The organism is Flavobacterium sp. MAHUQ-57 (assembly GCF_051908335.1).
GTDB lineage: Bacteria > Bacteroidota > Bacteroidia > Flavobacteriales > Flavobacteriaceae > Flavobacterium.
The window spans coordinates 1,190,271-1,214,059 of record NZ_JBPZTE010000006.1; the positions used below are offsets into that span (position 1 = coordinate 1,190,271).

The window sequence follows — 23,789 nt, forward strand, 5'->3', positions numbered from 1 at the left end:
TACAGTGGAACAAAAAAAAGAAAGCCCCTCAAATCGTAAAGACTTGAAGGGCACAACTAAAAAACAAATTAAAAAAACCTATTTTTCGGAATAACAATCTTAATGCAAATGGATGATCATTATTCGTGCAGCGTAACTGCAATATATTATTATGAACTTTATGAGGCGAAACTCTTGTTCAATTCACTCTATTTTTAGAAAACAACAGGCACTTTTGATGTTCTCTCAATGAACTATATCGAAAATATGTTACTAACAATAAATCCGAATCGATTCGTTTTAACTTTAAACTTTGTTAAGATAAAAGTAGTTATTGTTAGAATATTTAAATAGACGATGCCTTTTACAATTACTGAATTTCAAAAACAAAAAAGAACTCTAAAGAGACTATTAAACAAGGTATTAACAAAAAAAAAGCATGAAAATCAGAAGAAAGTTATTTTTAGTTTTCTGTAAGTATTTGGCTTCAAAAAAAATAAAAAAATTATACTTTTTGTTACAATTCCAAAGTAATAAAACAAAGTTTTACACTAAAAACAAAAAGTTGCATTTAACGAATAAAACAATTTTTTAAAACAAAAATCAAATATTTAAGGATAATTTATTCTACCTCTTCACTGACCGTTTTATCTGTTTGAAGAGTTTTAATAATCTCTTCTAATTTTACGATTTGAGATTCCGATTTTTTCTTGTAGACTATCAAAGCAACAACAAACACCAAAGAAACAATTAGAACAATCACAATTGCATACCAAAATTGAGGTATCGAATCTTCATATTTTTTTTGCTCCTCTTGCTCCTTTTGAAGTAGGGAATCACTAACCGAACTTCGTTCTTGTTCTTTAAGTTTAAGCTGAGTCTTAAGGTATTCAGAACGGTATTTTGTATACTTTTTCCATTCATTAATAGCAAGGTAATTCTCCGATAATCCTTTAAATATTTCCTGCTTAAGTACTAAATCATCAACATTTTTAGATACAACAAGAGCTTCTTCAAGAGTTTTTACCGCATCTTTATATTTACCTTCCATTGTATACACCTGAGCCAATCCCTTTTGTGCAAAAGCTAAAAGACTGCTGGCATTCATTTTTTTCGCATAAGCAATCGACTCCAAAAAACTTTTAGTAGCTAATTTTGTATCCGACATTAACAGATAGCAATTCCCCTTATTGTATTTTGCTATACTTATTTTATTAGCATTGTCTTTGGCTCCTTTATTTAACAATAATTCGTCAATACCTCGATCAAAATAATTATTAGCGATATCACAGTTTAATTTTTCTTTATAGATAAAACCTCTCACAATGTAATTCACACCAAGAAATACATGCACCGAATCACGAACGGGATATTCCAAACTTAACTTTTCTGCTTCATCAAGATACTGTATCGATTTGTCATAGACTTTCAGTTGATGGTATTGAATCCCGGTTTTATTAATGATAAGAATTTTGAGCAGTTTATCCTCACTTTGAGGTAATAATTCGTTCGCCTTAATAACATATTGCAATGATTTCTTATACTCCCTTTTGGAAGAATATCCGTCAGAAATCAATTTATAACCTCTAATTTTAATATCAATATCATCCCCGGCTTCTTTAACCACTTGATTTCCGGCAAGAATCACAGCATCAGGATTTTCATACATTTTAATAGTATTGACTTTAATAATACTATCCAAACGCTTAGAATGCTGTGCTTGGGTTGACACAGTTGTCATTAGCATCAAAATAATAGCCAATACAGACAGATACCTATTTAGTATTTTGTTCGTTTTATGAATTAACGGCTTCTTTCTCATCTTTCAAGAGTTCAATAAACGTTATGGGAGCGATCCCAGTGATTGATTTAAAAACGGTAGCAAAACTACTATGAGATGAAAACCCACAAGTTTCAGCCAAATAACTAATTTTATAATTGATGAAATTGGAATCTGATTTTAATTTTTTAACAATAAAATTAATTCGAAGTTTATTTATGTAGGTATTGAAATTAACGTTGTAATGCTTATTAATAACTTCCGATAAATACTTCGTATTAGTTTCAAACTGACCAGCTAAAACAGCCAAAGACATATCTTTACTGGTAAATCGAGTAGAGTTTTCAAACTTTTTCAATTTAGCCAAAAGCAATTGTTCTGTGTCTTGAGGTACAAAAAATTTCTTACCAACCTCTTTCTTTTCAGTAAAACGAATAATAAAATTGTTTCTAGTGACCTCCAGATAACTGATAATTTCACTCAACCTTTTCTTTTTCCAGTACAATTTGGAGTAAACAAATCCACCTCCGACTAGAATCAATACTAAAACAAAAAGTGCAACGTACAATTTGGTAAAATATTCATCCCGTTGACGCTGATAATATTTTTCCTGTTCCTTTACAATAAAATTAAAGGCTGTATTCACGGATTCCTGATCGGCATTTTCTAACTGAGCCTGTGTTTTTAAAAAAGCTTGGTGGTAGAGTTTATAATTTGTACTGTCATTCAAAGCAATAAAATTAGCCACCAACAACCTATTTGCTGTATCAATATAATATAGATTTTGTAGCTTATTTCCAATTTCCAATGATTTCAGAAGAAAATTCGTTCCTTCTTGTGGAACTTTCTCATGAAACTTTATAGTGGCAAGTCCGGTTAAGGCATGAAATTCCGCAAAAATGTTACGTTCTTTTTCCTTATCGAGTAATTGCATCACTTTATTATAAAACGCCTTTGCCTTCTCATAATTTCCAAAACCAAAATTGATTCTTCCATTTACAATAAGATATTTTAAATTAAGGGATGGATGTTCTGCCAAAGTGGAACCGAAATCATTCTCTTCCTCACTCAATTTTTCAAACGCCTCTTTGTATTTTTGACGTTCAAGCAATAACGCACATTGCTCCAAAGTAATCGAAGTATGAAGAAAACTTTTAATCTTTCGATCTTCAACCAATGCAATTTCCTCTTTGGCAAGTAAAAGATACTTTTTCGCTTGTTTATCAAGGTACAATGTTCGTAAAACAATCGATTTTCCTATCAATATCTGAATTCTGTCAAGTGGAAGAATTCCCGAGGCATTTTCATCTGCTAAATACAAATAATTAAGCATGTTATTATGATCGCCTTTGACTTTATACGTTTCCGCAATTAAGAAATGAATTCTTGTCCTTTCCGCTTCAGATATATTTCCTTTTAAAAGATGCAAGGCAATCTTCAAAGCCTCATCTGGCTTAGAATAAATCAAATCATTCGATTCTTTATACAATGCCTCTCTTTTTATATAATCCTGTGCAATGATTTCATCATAACTGAACAAAAACATCAGATTGATTAATATCAAAAAGAAAAGTGAAAACTCTTTATCTCTCATTGGAATAGGTTGCTGATAAATCTAAACTCATTTCATAAAATGTCATACAAATGTATCTATTTAAAGAGTTACACAAAACCCTTTGAATTTCCCTTGAATAGTTGCTAAAAAAACGATTTTGATTTTCGTTTAAATTTAACTAAAAAAACACGAATTCAATCAAAAACAATTAAATTTTATAAATAATTGATTACAAAAACCATTACTATCAAAAAATAACGAACCTACTCTTTTTTGTGATTTTTAATCGCTACATTTTCATCTTGATTTAACGATACATTAACATATTTTCAAAATTAAAAGGGGCAACTTTACTCTATATTTTAACAGATTCCAATCCTAATGAAAAAAAAGTTTCTTTTCGCCATATTACTGTTAATAGTTAATTACTCACTTTTTTCTCAGGAGAAATATACACTGAGTGGAGTTGTTACAGATACCAAAACCAATGAAACACTCATTGGAGTTTCTATTTTCATTAAAGAAACAAACACAACTTTGTACACCAATGAATATGGTTTTTATTCTATTACTCTTCCTTCGGGAAACTACGCTATTGAACTCAGCGCTTCTGGTTACAGCTCATTAACCGAAACAACCGTTTTAAATCAAAACACACGCAAAGACTTTCATTTAATAGAACAGAACAAGCAAATCAAACAACTTGATGAAGTTGCAGTTACCGGAAAAAACCGAGCCAATATTCGAAAACCTGAAATCAGCGTAAACAAATTAAGCATTCAAACCATCAAACAAATGCCTGTAGTTTTGGGTGAAGTTGACATCATCAAATCACTACTTTTTCTTCCAGGTGTTACAAATGCGGGTGAAGGACAATCCGGTTTCAATGTTCGTGGAGGCGGTGCAGATCAAAACTTAGTCCTTTTAGACGAAGCTACTGTTTATAATTCTTCTCATGTTTTTGGCTTTTTTTCCGTATTCAACCCCGATGCCATCAAAGATTTGAAGTTGTTTAAAGGTGGTATTCCTTCACGCTATGGCGGCAGAGCTTCTTCTGTACTTGATATTTATCAGAAAGATGGAAACAGTAATAAATTTGCTATGAATGGTGGTATTGGACTCATAACGAGTCGTATTCTTGCAGAAGGTCCAATTGTAAAAGAAAAAGGCTCATTCCTTTTTGGTGCTCGAGGATCGTACGCACACTTATTTCTAAAATTTACAGACAATGACAACAAAGCCTATTTTTATGATTTAAACACGAAACTGAATTACAAACTAAACAACAACAACAATTTATACCTTTCCGGTTATTTTGGAAGAGATATTTTTTCGTTAAGTGAAAGTTTCACCAATACTTACGGTAACAGCACCTTAAACCTCAGATGGAACCATCTCTATTCAGACAAACTCTTTTCAAATCTGTCATTGATTTACAGTGACTATTATTACGGTTTAAAACTCGATTTCATTGGATTTAATTGGGATTCCGGCATAAAAGCCTACAACCTAAAATACGATTTCAAACATTATCTTTCCGATCGCTCTAAAGTAAATTATGGTGCCAATGCTATTTATTACAATTTCAATCCGGGAACCATCGAACCCATAGATGATGAATCATCAATAAACTATAGACAACTGGATCGCAAGTATGCTCTAGAACCCTCTTTTTATATTGATGCTGAACATACCTTCAAAGAGAAAGTATCCATTTCATACGGTATGCGATGGAGTTTATTTTACCGATTAGGACAATCTACCATAAATTATTATGAAAACAATCAACCAGTAGTTTATGATGAAGAATTGAAAATCTACGAAAAAGCAACTCCAATACGAACCGAATACTTTGGGAAAAACAAAACCATAGCGAACTTCGGCTATTTGGAACCACGCTTTGCCATGTCGTATGAAATCAACAAGGATCAATCCGTAAAATTCGGTTACAACCGCATGGTTCAATACCTTCAATTAGTTTCCAACACTGCTTCTCCTACTCCACTTGATGTTTGGACTCCAAGTGACAATTATATTAAACCGCAAATTGCCGATCAAATCTCCTTGGGCTATTTCAGAAATTTCAACGATGACAACTATACTTTGGAACTAGAAACGTATTATAAAGGAGTACAAAACAGAATGGATTATATTGACGGTGCCGATTTAATTGCAAACGAAGCCATTGAACAGGTAATTCTCAACGGACGAATGCGATCGTATGGATTAGAAATGCTTTTTCGAAAAAACACAGGCGATTTCAACGGATGGATAGCTTACACATTATCGCGTTCGGAACAACAAACACCGGGAAGAACTGCAACAGAAATTGGAATAGCCAATGGTCAATGGTATCGCTCTGCTTATGACAAAACACACAACTTTGTAGCAACAGCAAGCTATAAACTTAATGATCGATGGACATTTGGTGGTAATTTTACTTTCCAAACCGGTCAACCTGTAACATATCCATCTGGAAAATATGTCTTTGAAGATGTTGTAGTTCCGTACTATAATTCCCGAAATGAAAACCGTTTACCAGCTTATCATCACTTGGATGTTTCGGCAACTATGAAAACAAGACAAAAAAAAGACAAACGATTACGAAGCGAATGGGTGTTTAGTATCTACAATTTGTATAGCAGAAAAAATGCTGCATCCATCAGTTTTAGTCAAAATAGTGAAACCGGAAAAAATGAAGCCACACGCTTATCAATCTTCGGGATTGTTCCGGCAGTTTCTTATAATTTTAAATTTTAAACCATGAAACGATTTTTATTTATAATCACCATTGCAGCCCTTTTGAATTCTTGTCAAGACACAGTTGACATCCCTTTGGAGACTGGAAAACCTAAATTGGTAATCAACGCCGTAATCAAATGGGCAAAAGGAACTACAGGTGAAAACCAAACCATAAAACTAAGTCTTACTAATGATTTCTATAGTAACACTGTAGTTTTCGCCAATGGAGCAACTGTAACTGTAACCAACAGTTCAAACACGGTATTTAATTTCGTTGAAGATCCAGGAACCGGAAATTATATTTGTACCAATTTCCAACCTGTAATCAATGAAAATTACACTCTAACCGTACTCTATCAAGGCCAAACTTATACTTCTACAGAAAAGTTAATTGCAACACCTCCAATTATTAATGTACAACAGCAAACTGTTCCTGGACCAACCGGAGCAGACGAAATTCAAGTGAAATACTTTTTTCAAGACAACGGTACAGAAAATAATTTTTACTTACTTGGGGTACGAAACTCGAAGAAAAAAGTACAGGAATACGGAGTGGTTAGCGATGAGTTTTTCCAAGGAAATGTAATGTTCGGTTTTTATGCCAGTGAAGTAGAAGAAGGAAATACATTAAAATTATCGCTTCAAGGCATCACCAATTCGTATTATAATTATATGAACAAATTAATACCGATTTCAAGTACCAATACAGGAAATCCTTTTGCTACTCCACCTGCGACACTTAGAGGAAATATCATCAATCAAACCAATAGCAACGAATATCCATTAGGTTATTTTGCTTTAGGGGAAACTGACTCAAGAGATTATGTTGTCCAATAATTTCTTATTTTTGATACCTACTTTTACTCACAACCCTCAAATACTCAATTAAATGTCTTCACATCACATTGTCAGAGACGACCAAGAACCTGCTTTAATTATTGCTAATGGTGCTGAATGTTCCCGCGATTTATTAGATCAACTGCTGGAATGGTCACCGTTTGTGATTGTTTTAGACTCTGCAATTGAACGTGTATTGAATTTAGGCATAAAAATTGACGTTCTCCTTGGAGATTTTGATCACGGTTTTGACCCTCAAATCTATAAGGAAAAACAATACCCTTTGGAAATCGTTCATACACCAGATCAAAACAAAACCGATTTAGAAAAAGCATTTGATTATCTTATTGAGAAAGGCCATAAAGCGGTAAATGTAGTTTGGGCTACAGGCAAAAGAGCCGATCATACTATCAGTAACCTGACCAATATTGTACGCTATAGAGAGGAATTAAAAATTGTTATTCTAGATGATCATTCTAGGGTATTTCTATTACCAAAAAAATTTGAAAAATGGTACACAAAAAATAGTATTATATCGTTAATACCAGTTGGGGAAGTTACAGGAATTTATTCCGAAAATTTGTTTTACTCATTAAAAAAAGACACCTTAACTATAGGATTTCGAACAGGAAGCAGCAATCATGTAACTGAAGACGGATTAGTCGCCATTACTTATGAAACAGGTCATTTATTATTAATTGAATCCCTAGATTAAACCACATGAAAAAATTAATCTCATTAACATTCTTACTGATTGCATTGGCAGGATTTTCGCAACAAACAGAAAAAATCACTTTCTCTCAATCACTGGATAAAGCAAAAACCGAAAACAAAAAAATCCTATTGTACTTTTCGGGCTCCGATTGGTGTGCTCCTTGTGTAAAGTTCAAAAAACAATTTGTTTTCACAGATCAATTCCAATCTTACGCAGCAAACAACTTAGTCGTTTACAATGCTGACTTTCCAAGATTGAAAAAAAATCAATTACCTCCAGACACAACAAAAGAAAACGAAACATTGGCTGAGAAGTACAACAACAAGGGTTTATTCCCACTCATTTTGCTTTTAAATAGCGATGGAAGTATTCTTAAAAAATGGGAACATTTGCCTTCAGAATCATTAGAAACATTCATTGCCGAAATCAAATAAATCATGCTGACAAAAAGAGTAGCCAAATTAATGGGAAATCGATTCGAAATTTCGGTGATAGGTCCAGATGAAAATTGGGGCAACTCGAAAATTGAATTGGCTATTCAGGAAATTCAACGCATTGAAAAACTACTGACTACTTTTTCGGAAGAAAGCGTCACTTCACACATCAACAATAACGCTGGTATCCAAGCAGTAAAAGTTCCAGTAGAAGTTTTTGAGCTTATCGAACGAAGTCAAATGATTTCTAAAATAACACAAGGAGCATTTGATTTAAGCTATGGGAGTATCGACAAAAAACTATGGAATTTTGACACCAAAATGAAAGTGCTTCCTGATGAAGAAACTGCAAAAAAAGCGGTTGCACTCATCAATTACAAAAATATCTTCCTAGACAAGGAAGAACAAACGGTTTTTCTTAAGAATAAAGGAATGCGAATTGGTTTTGGTGGCATTGGGAAAGGATACGCCGCAGAAATGGCAAAAAAAGTACTTCTCAAAGAAGGCGTGAACGACGGAATTGTAAATGCTTCAGGCGATTTATCAGCCTGGGGAACCCAAGAAAATGGAGAACCCTGGACGATAGGTATTGCTAATCCGAATCATCAAAATGCTATCTTTTCGACATTTAAACTAACGAATAAAGCTGTGGCAACCTCAGGAAATTACGAGAAATATGTGATTATTGACAATAAAAAATACTCGCATACCATTGATCCAAAAACAGGTTATCCCGTATCAGGTATAAAAAGTGTCACCATCATTGCAGAAAATGCTGAAATTGCTGATGCTTTGGCAACTCCGGTTACTGTCATGGGAATTGAAGTCGGAATGGATTTTATCAATCAATTAAAACACATCGGATGCATCATTATCGATGACAACGACAGAAAATATTTTTCAGAAAACATTAAACTAACCTAACACCCAAATACATGAAACTGACATCCTCACTTCTATTCATGCTTATTTTAAGTAGCTGTACGTCTGTTAAAGAATATCAAAAATCAAAAATCAATGATTCAGATATGGAATTGGCAGCAAGAAAATCGGAAAAATTCGAAAACACATTCCAACTTTATAGAGAAGCAAGCTCAGGTGCCAATGGTGGAAAAACAGGTGGAGGCTGCGGCTGTAATTAATTCAAGTAAGGAAAAAGATGAAAAGAAGAATAATTACCGCATCGGTATTGGCGCTCTTGCTCAATAGTCAAACTAAAGCACAAGAAAACACTAGTAGTGATTCAACCTCAGCTTATAAAAAAAATAAATTAAAAATTGAAGAAGTAAATTTCATCAGCAGCTACTACACTCAAAACGGCGATAATTCAGCAGTAACAGGAGGTGAAGGAACTGAAAAACTGACTGATATAGCCACTACAATTGAAGTGAAATTATCCAAATTGGATAAAAATCAAAACAAACACAATTTTAATTTTGAATTGGGTGTCGATTCCTATACCTCCGCTTCCTCAGACAAAATTGACCCTAATACGGTAACTTCAGCATCATACCAAGACGTAAGAGTTTATCCGTCTTTAAATTATGCTTTCCAAAATGATGAAAAGAACTACATTCTTAACGGTGGGATTTCAGGATCAGCCGAGTTTGATTATTTTTCAATTGGAGCCAATGCCGGATTCACAAAACTGTCAAAAGATAAAAACAGGGAGTTTTCCATCAAAGGAATGGCCTTTTTTGACACTTGGAAAGTAATACTTCCCGTCGAATTAAGGAACAATCCATCCGACAATGAAGCAAAACACGGAGATAGCAAACCGAGAACATCTTACAACTTAGGATTGACTTTTTCACAAGTAATCAATAAAAACCTTCAATTAGCTTTGATGACGGATATAGGCTATCAAGAAGGTTTGTTAGCAACCAAATTCAACAGGGTGTATTTTAATGGTGGTGATGTCGCCTCAGAAAAACTGCCAAGTACCCGTTTTAAAATTCCTTTCGGCGCTAGGTTGAATTATTTCCTTGGTGATCATATTGTATTACGTAGTTATTATCGTTATTACCAAGACAATTGGGACATCAAGTCGCATACTTTTGGTTTTGAACCGACAGTCAAACTGACTGCTTTTTCATCACTATCAATCCCTTATCGATTCTATACACAAAGTGCTGCCGACTATTTCAAACCTATATTGACACATCAGCTGGGTGAAGAATTCTATACAAGCGACTATGATTTATCGGACTTCAAAAGTCACATGATTGGAATGGGGTATAAAATTACCGACTCCGACAAAGGAATTTTTGGTGTCAAAAGAATCAATACTTTCGAACTTCGCTATGGGTATTACACTAGAGATACCGGTTTGAACTCACATATTATTACTCTTTTGATGAAATTCAAATAACCGTTTATACTTACCTTTGTTCCTTAAAATCTTTACCCAGAAATGAAACCCAAAATTATCACAGAAAAAAAGAATTTGCATCCGAGAAATCCGCATCGGTTTGGGTATGATTTTAAGGAATTAACGGTACGTTATCCTGAATTGGAAAAATTTATTCAAACGAATAAGTACAAGACTGAAACTGACGAAAAAACGATTGATTTCAGTAATCCGAATGCAGTAAAAGCATTAAACAAAGCTTTATTAATGACTGATTACGGAATTCAGTATTGGGACATCCCTGAGCAAAATCTTTGTCCACCCATACCCGGAAGAGCAGATTACATCCATTATATTAGTGATTTGTTGGCAGAATCCAACAAGGGAGCTATTCCCGAAGGAACAACGGTAGAAGGATTGGATATTGGTATTGGAGCCAATTGTATTTATCCAATACTTGGTAACAAAGCCTATGGTTGGCGTTTTGTTGGGACTGACATTAATGAAAATGCGTTACAAAACTGTAAAAAAATCATCCATAACAATCCGGCATTAATCGATGCTATACGTCTTCAAAAACAATCGGAATCCAGATTTATTTTCAAGAATATTATTGCTCCGGAAGACCGCTTTTCTTTTACCATTTGCAATCCACCATTTCATGGATCTGCGGAAGAAGCCAACAAAGCGACTACCCGAAAAAGCAACAATCTTCAAAACACGAAAACAACAAAACCAATATTAAATTTTGGCGGTAAAAATGCAGAATTATGGTGTGAAGGTGGTGAAATAGGCTTTCTAACCCAAATGATTTACGAAAGTGTGAAATACACAAATCAAGTGCTTTGGTTCACAACTTTGGTTTCCAAAAAAGAAAACCTCAACCGTATTTACAAACTATTAAAAAAAGTCGGTGCCGTAACTGTCAAAACCATTGATATGGCGCAAGGCCAAAAAACAAGCCGAATCGTAGCTTGGACTTTCTTAACCGAAAAACAGCATCAAACCTGGAAGTTTTAAAAAATTATTAATCCATTTTGCATCTTTTTTATTATTTCAAAGTCTTATAGGTATAACTTTTAAATTATAATAAAATGGAAAATACTGAAAATTGCGTTTGTCAATGCTCAAATTGCAGCGATTGTACTTGTGAAAACTGTACTTGTAAAAATTGCAACTGCTAAATAATGCAAAGCCCAAAGCTAATTTAGCAATGGGCTTTTTTTAATTTTATACCAAAGAACAATGGAAACAATAGATATTTGGAAACAGTTTTCAGAAAACTTAAAAGGATATATCGTAAGCAAAATAAAAGACACTGAAATCACCAAAGATTTACTTCAGGAGGTTTTTATAAAAATCCATCTCAACAACCATAAACTTAAAAATACGGATAGTCTGAAATCCTGGGTTTTCAGTATTACACACAATACCATCATTGACTATTTTAAAAGTCAATCCAAACCGATTCCTTTGCTCGAATTACCCGACAATGAAGAAACCAACCATCATTCGGCCGAAAATTGTATTATACCTCTGATCAATCATCTCCCAGAAAAATATAAAGAAGCCTTACTCCTAAGTGAAATAAAAGGTAAAAAACAACAAGAAGTCGCAGAAATTTTAAATATAACGCTTCCAGGAGCGAAGTCACGAATTCAAAGAGGGCGAAAATTATTGCAACAAGGATTAATAGACTGTTGCGATTATACACTGAACAACAAAGGTTTTTTAGTTGGTGAACATAAAGACAAAGAAAATTGCAAAGTATGCAACTAATGATTTTTAATAGTTATCTTTTTACTTTGTAACTTAGCACATCTGAACTTTTTGCAATTATAACCAATGAAATTCCAAGTCATATCCGATTACAAACCAATGGGTGATCAGCCTCAAGCTATTGAAAAATTAGCAAAAGGCATTATCAACGAAGAAAAATACCAAACTTTATTAGGTGTAACGGGGTCAGGAAAAACATTTACCGTTGCCAATGTGATTCAGGAAGTGCAACGTCCTACATTAGTGTTAGCGCACAATAAAACGTTAGCCGCTCAGCTCTACTCGGAATTCAAACAGTTTTTCCCGAATAACTCGGTGCAATATTTTGTTTCTTACTACGACTATTATCAGCCCGAGGCATTTATACCGGTTACAGGAACTTACATTGAAAAAGATTTATCCATCAACGATGAATTGGAAAAATTGCGTTTGAGCACTACTTCTGCCCTGCTTTCAGGCCGTCGCGATGTATTGGTGGTTGCATCAGTCTCTTGCTTGTATGGTATCGGAAATCCAGTAGAGTTTCAGAAAAATGTGATTTCCATCGAAAGGGATCAAACCATTTCACGAACTAAATTCTTACACCGATTGGTACAGAGCTTATATGCTAGAACCGAAGCTGATTTCACACCCGGTACATTCCGCATTAAAGGTGATACGGTAGAAGTTTTCCCTAGTTATGCAGACGAACCGTTCCGAATTCATTTTTTTGGTGATGATATTGAGGAAATCGAAGCTTTTGATGCCAAAACGGCCAAAGTGATTGAAAAATATTCAAAACTAAACATCTATCCTGCCAATATGTTTGTGACTTCACCTGATGTTTTACAGAATGCTATTTGGCAAATACAACAAGACTTAGTCAAGCAAGTTGATTATTTCAAAGAAATTGGCAAACATCTTGAAGCCAAACGTCTTGAAGAACGAACCAATTTCGATTTGGAAATGATACGTGAGTTAGGTTATTGTTCCGGAATTGAAAACTACTCCAGGTATCTTGACGGTCGCGAAGCAGGCACTCGTCCCTTCTGCCTTTTGGATTATTTCCCAGAAGATTATCTGATGGTTGTCGATGAAAGTCACGTAACTATTTCGCAGGTACATGCCATGTATGGAGGTGACCGAAGCCGCAAAGAGAATTTAGTGGAATATGGCTTCCGACTGCCTGCAGCAATGGATAACCGCCCTTTAAAATTCGAAGAATTCGAAGCGTTACAGAATCAAGTTTTGTATGTATCTGCAACACCAGCCGATTATGAATTGCAAAAATCGGAAGGAATCTATGTAGAACAGGTTATTCGACCTACCGGATTGTTAGATCCTATTATTGAAGTACGACCAAGTGCCAATCAGATTGACGATTTGATTGAAGAAATCCAACAGCGCTGTGAACTGGACGAACGCACTTTGGTAACAACACTAACCAAAAGAATGGCGGAAGAATTAGCCAAATACCTTACTAAGGTTTCCATACGTTGCCGATACATCCACTCTGATGTAGATACTTTGGAACGTGTTGAAATTATGCAGGATTTACGTAAAGGAATTTTCGATGTACTGATTGGTGTTAACTTGCTTAGAGAAGGTTTGGATTTACCGGAAGTTTCGTTAGTTGCCATTTTAGACGCGGACAAAGAAGGCTTCCTAAGAAGTCATCGATCACTTACACAAACCGTTGGTCGCGCTGCACGTAACGTAAATGGTAAAGCTATAATGTATGCCGATAAAATCACTGCATCCATGCAGAAAACCATCGATGAAACCAATTACCGCCGTGAAAGACAAACGAATTTCAATACGGCTAACAATTTGGTTCCAAAAGCATTGAACAAAAGTTTAGGTAGTGCATTGAGCGGTAATTCTGTTTCTACGAAATATTACGAAGAAAAAATACTGAAAGCTGCCGAACCGGAAAGTGAATACTTATCAAAACCGGAAATCGAAAAGAAAATCCGCGACAAACGTAAAGCCATGGAAAAAGCGGCTAAAGATTTAGACTTCATGCAGGCAGCCAAACTTCGAGACGAAATAAAGGCACTACAGGAGAAAATTTAAAATAGGAAACCTCTTACTTTTTTAGTTTTTTTGATATTTTTGTCGCTCAATTAAATCTATCAACTAAAAAATTATGAAAAATTTCTTAAAATTCTTTTGTCTTGCTCTGACAGGAATGTTATTATTTTCATGTAGCGGTTCTGATGACGCTTCAAATAACGAATCAATTACGGCGACTATCGATGGACAAAGATGGTCTTCTACTGGTGCTGGTGCCACAATTGAAGATTACTCTACCGCTGAAGAGAACGTTCATGTCTTGGAAATTTTTGGTGTTAAGTCCAATGGTTCATCCATGACCTTCCAAATTCCAATTGCTGATTTAACTGTTGGTACCCACAACTATGATATCGATAGTGGAGCATTGTTGACATATGTATCGGCTGATGAACAATATTACGCTAGCCATGAAACCGGATCATCTTTTACGTTAACTATTTCGGATATAAACATCAATACAGGAAGACTTTCGGGTACATTTTCAGCAACTTTACACGATTTGGATGGTAATAGTATAACCATAACAGATGGAGAAATAAACAATGTAATTGTAATCAATAATGACTTCTATACTAACGGCACTATGACGTTGACCAAAAACGGAGGTACAGCATTCACTATGGACAACAATCCTAGTGACAGTAAGTTTTTAATGATTTCTCAAACTTCGGCTTCTACTGGGATTAATTTATTCGGAAACAATACAAATATTGGTTCAGATTTCGGTGTTTATAACATCTCTTTTCCAAAAAACGTAACGCCTGGAACCTACAATTTGGCTTCTACAGATGGTTTCGGTGCCGGAATTGGAAATGCCGAAAATCAAGCTGAGTTCAATTTAACCTCTGGTAGTTTAACCATCAGTTCACACAATGGAAATAACGTTGTCGGAACCTTTAATTTTACAGTAAGTAATGGTTCACAAACGGTAACACTTACCAACGGAAGTTTCAACATTACACACAAATAAAAACAAACAGAAATCCCTTGAATATTCAAGGGATTTTTGTTTGTTTTTTTATTAATTCAATTGTTCATGAAAAGCACCTAACAAAACTTCAGCTTCAACCATTTGGTCTGGAGATGCTTCCATTAGATGCAAAATTCGTTTCATGGCATTAGGATTCAATCCCATGTTAATACCAATTTCATTGATTGCAATTCGCTCGTGTTCGTGCATTACGCCATCACAATGCATAAGCAACGCCAAACGATAAAAATGTAAAATACGATGAAACTCATCTTTGATCACAGTTATCTCGTTACGTCTTTTGAATAAATCTAAAAAAGTCGCTTTATCTATTTGTAATTCCTGAGAAACCATTAGTAAAAAATCATATTCACGATCGTGCAATTCCCCATCAACAACAGCGAATGCAATCATTTCAGACAACAAGCTGATTTTCTCTTCGTATGAATCCATAAATTGATTATTTTTAGCAAAACTATACTTTTTACTGTAAATCCAAAACATGTTTCAAAAAATATTCCTCTTTGCAATTGTTCTATTAATTTTCCCTAAAGGAATGAGCCAGGAAAATACAGCAAGTAAACAAGTTTCCACATTTATCATTGAAGCACTTCAATTGAAAAAAACCAAAAAAATATGGGTATATCTTCCAGAAAATTATCATTCTACTACCAAAAAATATCCTGTGATTTATTTGAATGATGCTCAAAACCTTTTTGATACTAAAACCTCCTTTTCTGGAGAATGGAAAATTGATGAAACCCTAGACAGTTTAAAAGCCGAAGTGATAGTAATTGGTATTGAACATGGTAACGAAAAACGAATAGATGAATTAACTCCTTATGCTAACGAAAAATACGGAGGCGGTAAAGCAGATGAATACTTGGATTTCATCGTAAAACAACTCAAACCACATATAGACAAAACGTATCGTACAAAAACTTCTTCCAAACATACTACAATCGGAGGCAGTTCTCTTGGCGGATTATTTTCATTGTATGCGCTTCTAAAACATCCAGATATTTTTCAAAAAGGTATTATTTTCTCGCCTGCATTTTGGATAAATCCCGAAATGTACCCACTAGTTCAAAAGTCAAACCTGAAAGCAAGAATGTATTTTTTATGTGGTGACAAAGAAAGTGAAGATATGGTGACCGACATGCAAAAAATGATTAACGTACTACCTAAAAATTGTACAATTGCATCCAAAATCATAAAAGATGGACAACATAACGAAAAATTATGGCGGGAAGCTTTTGCAAAAGCGTATCTTTGGCTTTATAAATAATTGACATGAATAATAACGAAATATTCAAAAAACTTCGAGTTGCTCTACAGCTTCGCGATGATCAGATAGTAGAAATTTTAGAACTGGTTAATTTTAGAATTTCAAAGGGAGAAATTGGCAATTTTTTTCGTCAGGAAGAACATCCAAAATTTATGGAATGTGGCGATCAGGTTTTACGTAATTTCCTAAACGGGTTGGTGATTCATTTGCGAGGTACTAAAGAACAACCTAAAAACGCAATGGATGTAATTAATGAAAACGCAAAAAAAGTAGCCTCAGCACCCAAATCCACTGAAGAAAAAAAGAAAAAAAACTTTTCAGAAAAACCCAAAACCGATTTCAAAAAGAAAACTACTTTTAAACCAAAATCGGCACCAAAAAAACCGGAAACAAAGACATCCGTAGTTGAAAATGTTAAATTCAATAACGGAAAAAACAAAAAAAAATAATCCCAAAAATCCCTTTGTGAACAGCTTAGGGATTTTTTCCATTCAACAAAAGCTATCATTTTGTTAAAAACTCCTAAAAAATTACAATTGTAATTATATTTGCGGGCTATTTATTTTAGAATGAGAAACTTTGCCCTACTTTTTTTATTCAGTTGTACCAGTTCATTATATTCACAATATATCCAAGTTGACGATACTTACACAGCGCAACAATTGGTAACCAATTTCTTTGCCAACAACACCAATTGCGGACAAGCAATCAATGTCTCTGTTAGCGGAGGTAATTTCTCAGGAGCACAAAGTTTCGGAAGTTTCAGTCAAGGAACAAGTACATTCCCCTTTGCAAATGGTATTGTGTTAAGCACCGGAAGAGCTTCCTCAACGGTTGGTCCAAATACAGGAAACAGTAGTGAAACCATTTCCACATGGCTCGGAGATGCTGATCTAGAACAAGCTTTATCACTAGGAAGCACTTTCAATGCCACTGTTTTAGAATTTGACTTTATACCAAACACCAATTCAATCAGTTTTGATTATATATTTTCTTCGGAACAGTATTTAAGTAATCCTTCCCAAAACCAATGCGGTTTCACTGACGGATTTGCATTTTTAATTAAACCAATTGGCGGTACCTATCAAAACATCGCATTAGTACCCGGCACAAACATTCCGGTTTCGGTGAATACAATCCGAGGCACAGGTACGGTTTGTCCACCAAGTAACGAAATCTATTTCGATGCGTTCAATGGACCAAATCATCCCACCACATTCAACGGTCAAACCAAAGTACTCAAAGCACAAGCCAATGTGATTGCTGGTAATTCGTATCATATCAAATTAGTCATTGCAGATCAAGGCAACGGCTTATATGATTCAGCCATTTTTCTCGGTGGAGGTACTTTCCAAAGCGAAACCGACCTAGGTCCGGATCGCCTTGTAGCCACAAACAATTCGTATTGTGCAGGTGACAGTGTTGTTCTTGACGGTACCCAATCTGGAACAAATAATACTTACAGATGGTATAAGGACAATGTTTTTACAGGAATTACAACACCTACTTACAATGTCATTGACAATTCCAATCAAAATATTGTGGAATACAAAGTGGAAGTATTAATTAATGGTACTTGTCTTTCCACCGGTGATGTACGACTTCAATTTGCACCACTACCATCACTTTCAAATCAAACTTTGGTTCAGTGTGATAGCGACAATAATGGATCGGCAATCTTTAACTTGACTAAACTGGATAATTTAATCCGAAACAATGACCCGAATCTTGGTGCAGTAACATATACTGAAAGTATCGGAGGTAACCCAATTCAAAATCCTACTAGTTACACCAGCACTCCCAAAACAATTTACGCAAATGTCACTAATACATACGGATGCACTGCAGTAGCCCAAGTAACTTTAAGTATTGAAAACAATACTGTTTCTTCAGTTACCTATTCCAAATGTGATGAAGATGGTACTAAAAACGGAATCACAACTTTTGACTTGAATACAGAAATAACTCCTTTGGTAACGAATGGACTTCCATCAGGAATTGTAGTTGAATATTATAGTTCTGCTAGCAATGCCGAAAATCAAACCAATCCATTAGCAAACAACTATACGAATACAAATGCGAACAATCAAACGCTCTATGCAAGATTGGTTAATGGTCCCGATTGTTATGATATTGTGCAAATACAACTAAATGTAAATTACAATACACCAAATAATTTTGGTGATGAAAATTCGTATTTATGTCCAAACGAAACAGTAACGTTGAGTGTTTCTTCAACTTTTAACAGTTACAATTGGTCCAATGGAGATACTGATTTTGAAACTCAAATTACTACTTCCGGCACCTACACCGTAGAGGTTACAGATACCAACGGATGCAAAGCAACAAAAACATTCAATATACTACCATCTGCTCCGGCAAGTAATATCGCTGCAATTATTCGTGACTTTTCAGAAAACAATTCAATAACGATTACCTATACTGATAATGGTGGTGATTATGAGTTTTCGATTGATGGAGTAACTTTTCAAGATAGTCCCACATTCAACAACCTCGAAGCAGGTGAATATACTATCTATGTAAGAGATAAAAATGGTTGCCAACCAACACCATCAACAACAATCTACATACTCGACTTTCCTAAATATTTTACACCAAATAATGATGGTTATAATGATACTTGGAAAATAGCTAATTTGGAATTAAATGGACTTTCCTACATTTCTATTTTTGACCGTTATGGTAAATTAATCAAACAAATGGATTCCAATTCATCCGGTTGGAATGGAACTTATAATGGAAAATCTCTTCCCGCTGATGATTATTGGTTTGTTTTAACACTTTATAATGGAAAAACATTAAAAAGTCACTTCTCGCTTAAAAGATAATTATCTACCTTTGGGCTGCAATTAAAAAACCCATGAAGATAAAATTACTTTTACTAACTTTTTTAGTTAGTGTAACTTGTTTTGCACAATTTAGTAAAACACATTACATACCTCCTATCTCGAATGCTGCGAGTATTGTACCGCAAGATCAAAGCTTATACATTTCTTGTCCAAGCGTTACGCCTATAAACTTCAGAATTATTCAATTGGGAGGAACTACGATTAATGGAACTGTTTCTAGAGACAATCCTTATATCCTATCTATTGCCACAAACGGTTCCAACAACCAGTTAATGGTAGATGAAACTGGCGCAAATTCAGTATTCAATAATAAAGGTTGCATTATTGAAGCCGAAGACCTTGTATATGTAACAGTTCGAACTGTGGCAACACCAGGCCGATTTCACGCTGGTGGACTAGTATCCAAAGGATTAGCAGCACTCGGAACACAATTCAGAATTGGTGGATTCTTAAATCTTGGAACTCCTGTTTTCTCTGAAAATTACTACACATTTGCTTCCATTCTAGCTACTGAAAATAATACAGTTGTTACATTTGACGACATCAAACCCGGAGTAACTTTGGTGAATAGTTTCACTGGAAATCTTCCCTTCAGTATCACACTGAATGCAGGTGAAAGTTATATTATAGCTACCCAAGGTGGCTTGACCGAAGCCAATCGCGATGGCTTGATTGGAGCATCAATCTCAGCCACTAAACCGATTGCTGTAAACTGCGGAACTTTTGCAGGAAGTAATAGTAATACAACCAATTTAGATTTAGGTTTCGACCAAATCGTATCTGCCGAAAGAACAGGTATGGAATATATCTTTGTTAAAGGTGATGGTTATGACGAAATCGAAAGACCACTACTTATCGCTAATGAAGACAATACCGAAATTTTCATCAATGGAAATGCAACACCAATCGCTACCATTAACGAAGGAGAGTACTATACTTTTGACGGAAGTTTTTTTTCAGGAAATAGAAACTTGTATGTACGAACTTCAAAAAAAGTATTTGCCTACCAAGCTATTGGTGGAATAGGCACAGATGGCGGACCTAATTTAGCCAATCAAAACATGCACTTTGTACCGCCTTTAAGCTGTGAAACCCCCAAGGTAATCAACAACATTCCTCGTATCAATGAAGTAGGTAATGATACCAATTTTGGTGGAACGGTATGTGTGGTTACCAAAACAGGTGCAGCGCTTAATTTCATAATCAACGGTACTAATCATACGCTAAGTTCTTTAACATCCATAGGTGTTTCTTTTATTGGGCCTTCAGTTGTTAACGGAAATAGTGATTATGAAACTTATATTTTCTCAGGACTTAACGGTAACATATCCGTTTTTTCCAGCGAATCGGTTTACCTTTCTTACTACGGATCATCTGGGGCTGCAACTTATGGTGGCTTTTACTCTGGATTTACATTCGAACCTGAAATTGCATTCAATAAGATTGCGGTTACTAGCGAAAACTGCTTACCCAACGTTAATCTTAGTGTAAACGATGCTACATCCTTTGACGTTTTTCAATGGTATTTCAATAATACAATTATTCCAAGTGCTACAACAAACTCATACAACCCTACTCAACCGGGATTTTATCATGTTAGGGCCACTATTTCTACTTGTGGAACGAATTTAGAATCTGACAGAATCCCCGTAAGTGCTTGTCCTACAAACGCAGATGGAGACTTAGCAAACGATAATATCGATATCGATTATGATAACGATGGTATCACCAATTGCACAGAATCATTCGGAAATCAAATTATAAATACTTCTGTTGCTGCTGGAACCATTCCAAACACAACAACAACATACACGGGAGTAGCTTCAAATTCGCTACCGGCTGCCACAATACCCTTTACTGGAAATGCAGATGGAAGTTTTATCACCGATATATTACCTGGAAAAGGATATTATGTTGATTATACGTTAACGTTCAGTCAACCTAGTAATATTACTTTGGAATACCCGCAAATTGCAGCTGCAACCGATTTAATGAATGCCAATGCCGAATACATTGTCAACTCTGATACCGATAAAAACGTAACGGTTTTAAATCCTGATAATCAGTTATTAATCGACACCAATTATGACGGTATTTACGAAAGTGGCGTAACGCAATTCTCTTCCTTCGAAATTCGATTCCGACTTAATGGAAATGCACCTTTAGCTGCTGGAACTGGAACTTTCAAATTCCAGACTTTCCAATCTAGCTCGTTCAAAATAACACACAAAAACTTATTGGACTCAGCACCAAACAAATCGACTTTCAAAGTTGTGGCTACTTGTGTATACAAAGACACCGATTTGGATGGCACTCCTGATATGTTCGATACAGATAGTGATAATGATGCTATACCAGACGTTATTGAAGCACAAGGAAATTCACCGGTAACGATTGCAAATGCCGACACTAACTTGGACGGATTAGATAATGCTTTCGAACCTGGATTTGTTCCTGTGGATACCGATTTGGATTTAATTCCAGACTATATTGATTGGGATAGTGATAATGATGGTATTTACGACAGTGTTGAAACCGGAATTGATACCGATACCGACACCATTGGGAATTATAGAGATTTAGATAGCGATAGCGACCAATGTTTTGACGCCAAAGAAGCTGGCTTTGCCGATACTGATAATGATGGAATACTCGGAACATCTCCAGCAACAGTTGCAGCCAATGGTGAAGTCACAAGTGCTACTGGATACACAACTCCTAACCCGAACTACATCACTTCTGCATCAATTACAATTACAACACAGCCTGCAAATAAAGCACAATGTTTATTTGAAAGTACTACTTTCGAATTGGCAAGTAATGCCGAATTTTTCCAATGGCAAGTATCTGTCGATGGAGGAGTTAACTGGACCAACCTTGTCAATGATGCAACTTATTCGAATGTGACCTCAAATCAATTGACTTTGACAAACATTCAGAATAATATGAATGGTTATTTATACCGTACGCAGTTAAACCGTACCGGAAATAGCTGTGATTTCTTTTCCAATTCCGCACAATTGACAGTATATCCAAAACCGGTTTTAAACACTGGCGTACGAATCGTTCAATGTGATGATAATACAGACGGCATCACTGTTTTCAATCTTCGTCAAAAAGAATCTGATATCTCTGCTACAGCCACAACTGAAACTTTCACCTATTTCACTACACAAACTGGAGCGCAAAACAACGACACCTCGCTACAAATCACTAATCCATTAGCATTTGCCAATACGACACCGTACTCTCAAATTATTTGGGTTAGAGTAACCAATGCAAACAACTGTTATGAAGTAGTAGATATGCAGTTGGTTTCATCAACTACCAATGCCATTTTGAGTGCTGCAGTAATTAATCCATTACACGTTTGTGATGATTTTGTAGATGCTACCAATGATGACTACGACGGTATTTCAGAATTTGATCTGACAACTGTTCAATCGTACATCGATGGCTTAATTACCGCAACTGGTTACACCTACAAGTTTTATAAAAACTACAATGATTTCCTTCAGGAAGTAGATGCTGCTGGGAATTCATTAGCAATAACCAATATTACCAATTACAGAAATATCGGCTACCCTAATACACAAACAATTTGGGTACGTTTGGAAGACGCAAGCACAAATGACTGTGTTGGAAGTACGAATTTTCAACTGATTGTTGATCCGAAACCAAATATTGACACGAATGTTGACATGGAAGACGACGCATACATCTGTACCAATGAACCGAATATTTATCAAACCATTACAGCCGGATTACCGAATGGCGCCAACCCAGCGGATTACACTTACACATGGTACAAAGATGGTAATCTATTAACTGGTGAAAACAATGCCACATTAATTACCAATCAGGATGGTGTTTATAAAGTTGAAGTAGCGAATGCAACTGGTTGTTTCAAGGAAAGAATAGTAACTATAAAACAATCCAATTCAGCTACCTTGGTAGGCGACCCAATAGTTAAAGATTTAACTGAAAACAATACCATCACTGTTACCGTAACTGGTTTGGGCAACTATGTTTTTGCTTTGGATGATTTATATGCTGAAAGACAAACTACTGGTTTCTTCGAAAATGTTCGTCCTGGTTTACATACTGTTTATGTGATTGATTTGAACGGATGTCCGGTATTGGAAATCCCTATTTCTATAACTGGATTCCCACAATTTTTCACACCTAACGGAGACGGATACCATGAAAATTGGAACATTATTGGAGCCAACAGTCGCTTCAATGCGAATGCTAAAATTTATATTTATGACCGTTTTGGAAAATTCCTAAAAGAAATCACTCCCCTTTCACAAGGTTGGGATGGTACCTATTTAGGAACTCCATTACCTGCTGACGACTACTGGTACAAAGCTACTTTAGAAGATGGTAGAGAAGTAAGAGGTCACTTCACACTAAAACGATAAAGATAAACTCC

18 protein-coding genes are annotated in these 23,789 nt (G+C 35.3%); 15 read left to right on the forward strand and 3 right to left on the reverse strand.

Translation table 11 applies throughout. The annotated features are described in order from the left end of the window. Positions 1 to 601 precede the first annotated feature (601 nt). Together ACS8MM_RS05850 and ACS8MM_RS05855 are read right to left on the reverse strand one after the other, a co-directional pair. Positions 602 to 1,801 (reverse strand): tetratricopeptide repeat protein, encoded by a 1,200-nt coding sequence (locus ACS8MM_RS05850; RefSeq protein ID WP_379714028.1) that lies wholly within the window; start codon positions 1,799 to 1,801, stop codon positions 602 to 604. After that, positions 1,776 to 3,353, reverse strand: coding sequence for a helix-turn-helix domain-containing protein (locus ACS8MM_RS05855; RefSeq protein WP_379714031.1), 1,578 nt, complete (start codon positions 3,351 to 3,353; stop codon positions 1,776 to 1,778). The genes ACS8MM_RS05850 and ACS8MM_RS05855 overlap by 26 nt, the downstream gene beginning before the upstream one ends. Positions 3,354 to 3,695: 342 nt before the next feature. On the opposite strand from ACS8MM_RS05855, the gene ACS8MM_RS05860 reads away from it, so the two are divergent. The 11 genes from ACS8MM_RS05860 (at position 3,696) to ACS8MM_RS05910 (ending at position 15,196) form a co-directional block, all read left to right on the forward strand. After that, positions 3,696 to 6,074 (forward strand): TonB-dependent receptor, encoded by a 2,379-nt coding sequence (locus tag ACS8MM_RS05860; RefSeq protein ID WP_379714035.1) that lies wholly within the window; start codon positions 3,696 to 3,698, stop codon positions 6,072 to 6,074. 3 nt (positions 6,075 to 6,077) lie between these two features. Then, the gene (locus ACS8MM_RS05865; protein WP_379714038.1) at positions 6,078 to 6,893 is read left to right on the forward strand and encodes a DUF4249 domain-containing protein; all 816 of its coding nucleotides are present in this window, start codon (positions 6,078 to 6,080) and stop codon (positions 6,891 to 6,893) included. A 52-nt stretch (positions 6,894 to 6,945) separates the two neighbouring features. Beyond that, complete coding sequence (locus ACS8MM_RS05870) at positions 6,946 to 7,608, forward strand: thiamine diphosphokinase (protein ID WP_379714041.1); 663 nt, start codon at positions 6,946 to 6,948, stop codon at positions 7,606 to 7,608. A gap of 5 nt (positions 7,609 to 7,613) precedes the next feature. Beyond that, a complete protein-coding gene (locus ACS8MM_RS05875) occupies positions 7,614 to 8,042 on the forward strand; it encodes a thioredoxin family protein (RefSeq protein WP_379714043.1) in 429 nt (142 codons plus the stop codon). 3 nt (positions 8,043 to 8,045) lie between these two features. Continuing rightward, on the forward strand, positions 8,046 to 8,966 hold the full coding sequence (locus ACS8MM_RS05880; protein ID WP_379714046.1) for an FAD:protein FMN transferase: 921 nt from the start codon (positions 8,046 to 8,048) through the stop codon (positions 8,964 to 8,966). An 11-nt stretch (positions 8,967 to 8,977) separates the two neighbouring features. Further along, complete coding sequence (locus tag ACS8MM_RS05885) at positions 8,978 to 9,184, forward strand: DUF4266 domain-containing protein (protein ID WP_379714048.1); 207 nt, start codon at positions 8,978 to 8,980, stop codon at positions 9,182 to 9,184. 17 nt (positions 9,185 to 9,201) lie between these two features. Further along, a complete protein-coding gene (locus ACS8MM_RS05890) occupies positions 9,202 to 10,413 on the forward strand; it encodes a DUF3570 domain-containing protein (protein ID WP_379714050.1) in 1,212 nt (403 codons plus the stop codon). 42 nt (positions 10,414 to 10,455) lie between these two features. Beyond that, positions 10,456 to 11,412, forward strand: coding sequence for a 23S rRNA (adenine(1618)-N(6))-methyltransferase RlmF (gene rlmF / locus ACS8MM_RS05895; RefSeq protein ID WP_379714052.1), 957 nt, complete (start codon positions 10,456 to 10,458; stop codon positions 11,410 to 11,412). Positions 11,413 to 11,637: 225 nt separating this feature from the next. Further along, entirely contained in the window at positions 11,638 to 12,171 is a 534-nt protein-coding gene (locus tag ACS8MM_RS05900; protein WP_379714054.1) for a sigma-70 family RNA polymerase sigma factor, read from the forward strand. A 66-nt stretch (positions 12,172 to 12,237) separates the two neighbouring features. Continuing rightward, positions 12,238 to 14,226, forward strand: coding sequence for an excinuclease ABC subunit UvrB (gene uvrB / locus ACS8MM_RS05905; RefSeq protein WP_379714056.1), 1,989 nt, complete (start codon positions 12,238 to 12,240; stop codon positions 14,224 to 14,226). A 73-nt stretch (positions 14,227 to 14,299) separates the two neighbouring features. Beyond that, positions 14,300 to 15,196, forward strand: coding sequence for a DUF6252 family protein (locus tag ACS8MM_RS05910; protein WP_379714058.1), 897 nt, complete (start codon positions 14,300 to 14,302; stop codon positions 15,194 to 15,196). 51 nt (positions 15,197 to 15,247) lie between these two features. On the opposite strand, the gene ACS8MM_RS05915 is transcribed toward ACS8MM_RS05910, so the two are convergent. After that, positions 15,248 to 15,649: a TerB family tellurite resistance protein gene (locus tag ACS8MM_RS05915; protein WP_379714061.1), complete on the reverse strand. Its 402-nt coding sequence runs from the start codon at positions 15,647 to 15,649 to the stop codon at positions 15,248 to 15,250. A 49-nt stretch (positions 15,650 to 15,698) separates the two neighbouring features. Between ACS8MM_RS05915 and ACS8MM_RS05920 the strand changes: the two genes are divergently transcribed. The 4 genes from ACS8MM_RS05920 to ACS8MM_RS05935 all read left to right on the forward strand — a co-directional run bounded on the left by ACS8MM_RS05920 (position 15,699) and on the right by ACS8MM_RS05935 (position 23,778). Beyond that, positions 15,699 to 16,484: an alpha/beta hydrolase gene (locus ACS8MM_RS05920; RefSeq protein WP_379714064.1), complete on the forward strand. Its 786-nt coding sequence runs from the start codon at positions 15,699 to 15,701 to the stop codon at positions 16,482 to 16,484. Between the two features lie 5 nt (positions 16,485 to 16,489). Then, positions 16,490 to 16,933: a DUF1456 family protein gene (locus tag ACS8MM_RS05925; RefSeq protein ID WP_379714067.1), complete on the forward strand. Its 444-nt coding sequence runs from the start codon at positions 16,490 to 16,492 to the stop codon at positions 16,931 to 16,933. 120 nt (positions 16,934 to 17,053) lie between these two features. Next, positions 17,054 to 19,333 carry a T9SS type B sorting domain-containing protein gene (locus tag ACS8MM_RS05930; RefSeq protein ID WP_379714070.1) on the forward strand — a complete coding sequence of 760 codons (2,280 nt, stop codon included), beginning with the start codon at positions 17,054 to 17,056 and terminating at the stop codon, positions 19,331 to 19,333. A gap of 32 nt (positions 19,334 to 19,365) precedes the next feature. Next, complete coding sequence (locus ACS8MM_RS05935; RefSeq protein ID WP_379714072.1) at positions 19,366 to 23,778, forward strand: T9SS type B sorting domain-containing protein; 4,413 nt, start codon at positions 19,366 to 19,368, stop codon at positions 23,776 to 23,778. The last annotated feature ends 11 nt before the right edge of the window (positions 23,779 to 23,789 follow it).

Coding starts and splice junctions, on each gene's coding strand:
- ACS8MM_RS05850 (WP_379714028.1), bottom strand. CDS start 1,801: ATGAGAAAGAAGCCGTTAATTCATAAAACGAACAAAATACTAAATAGG.
- ACS8MM_RS05890 (WP_379714050.1), top strand. CDS start 9,202: ATGAAAAGAAGAATAATTACCGCATCGGTATTGGCGCTCTTGCTCAAT.
- ACS8MM_RS05860 (WP_379714035.1), top strand. CDS start 3,696: ATGAAAAAAAAGTTTCTTTTCGCCATATTACTGTTAATAGTTAATTAC.
- ACS8MM_RS05915 (WP_379714061.1), bottom strand. CDS start 15,649: ATGGATTCATACGAAGAGAAAATCAGCTTGTTGTCTGAAATGATTGCA.
- uvrB (WP_379714056.1), top strand. CDS start 12,238: ATGAAATTCCAAGTCATATCCGATTACAAACCAATGGGTGATCAGCCT.
- ACS8MM_RS05910 (WP_379714058.1), top strand. CDS start 14,300: ATGAAAAATTTCTTAAAATTCTTTTGTCTTGCTCTGACAGGAATGTTA.
- ACS8MM_RS05885 (WP_379714048.1), top strand. CDS start 8,978: ATGAAACTGACATCCTCACTTCTATTCATGCTTATTTTAAGTAGCTGT.
- ACS8MM_RS05935 (WP_379714072.1), top strand. CDS start 19,366: ATGAAGATAAAATTACTTTTACTAACTTTTTTAGTTAGTGTAACTTGT.
- ACS8MM_RS05855 (WP_379714031.1), bottom strand. CDS start 3,353: ATGAGAGATAAAGAGTTTTCACTTTTCTTTTTGATATTAATCAATCTG.
- ACS8MM_RS05900 (WP_379714054.1), top strand. CDS start 11,638: ATGGAAACAATAGATATTTGGAAACAGTTTTCAGAAAACTTAAAAGGA.
- ACS8MM_RS05880 (WP_379714046.1), top strand. CDS start 8,046: ATGCTGACAAAAAGAGTAGCCAAATTAATGGGAAATCGATTCGAAATT.
- ACS8MM_RS05920 (WP_379714064.1), top strand. CDS start 15,699: ATGTTTCAAAAAATATTCCTCTTTGCAATTGTTCTATTAATTTTCCCT.
- ACS8MM_RS05875 (WP_379714043.1), top strand. CDS start 7,614: ATGAAAAAATTAATCTCATTAACATTCTTACTGATTGCATTGGCAGGA.
- ACS8MM_RS05925 (WP_379714067.1), top strand. CDS start 16,490: ATGAATAATAACGAAATATTCAAAAAACTTCGAGTTGCTCTACAGCTT.
- ACS8MM_RS05870 (WP_379714041.1), top strand. CDS start 6,946: ATGTCTTCACATCACATTGTCAGAGACGACCAAGAACCTGCTTTAATT.
- ACS8MM_RS05930 (WP_379714070.1), top strand. CDS start 17,054: ATGAGAAACTTTGCCCTACTTTTTTTATTCAGTTGTACCAGTTCATTA.
- rlmF (WP_379714052.1), top strand. CDS start 10,456: ATGAAACCCAAAATTATCACAGAAAAAAAGAATTTGCATCCGAGAAAT.
- ACS8MM_RS05865 (WP_379714038.1), top strand. CDS start 6,078: ATGAAACGATTTTTATTTATAATCACCATTGCAGCCCTTTTGAATTCT.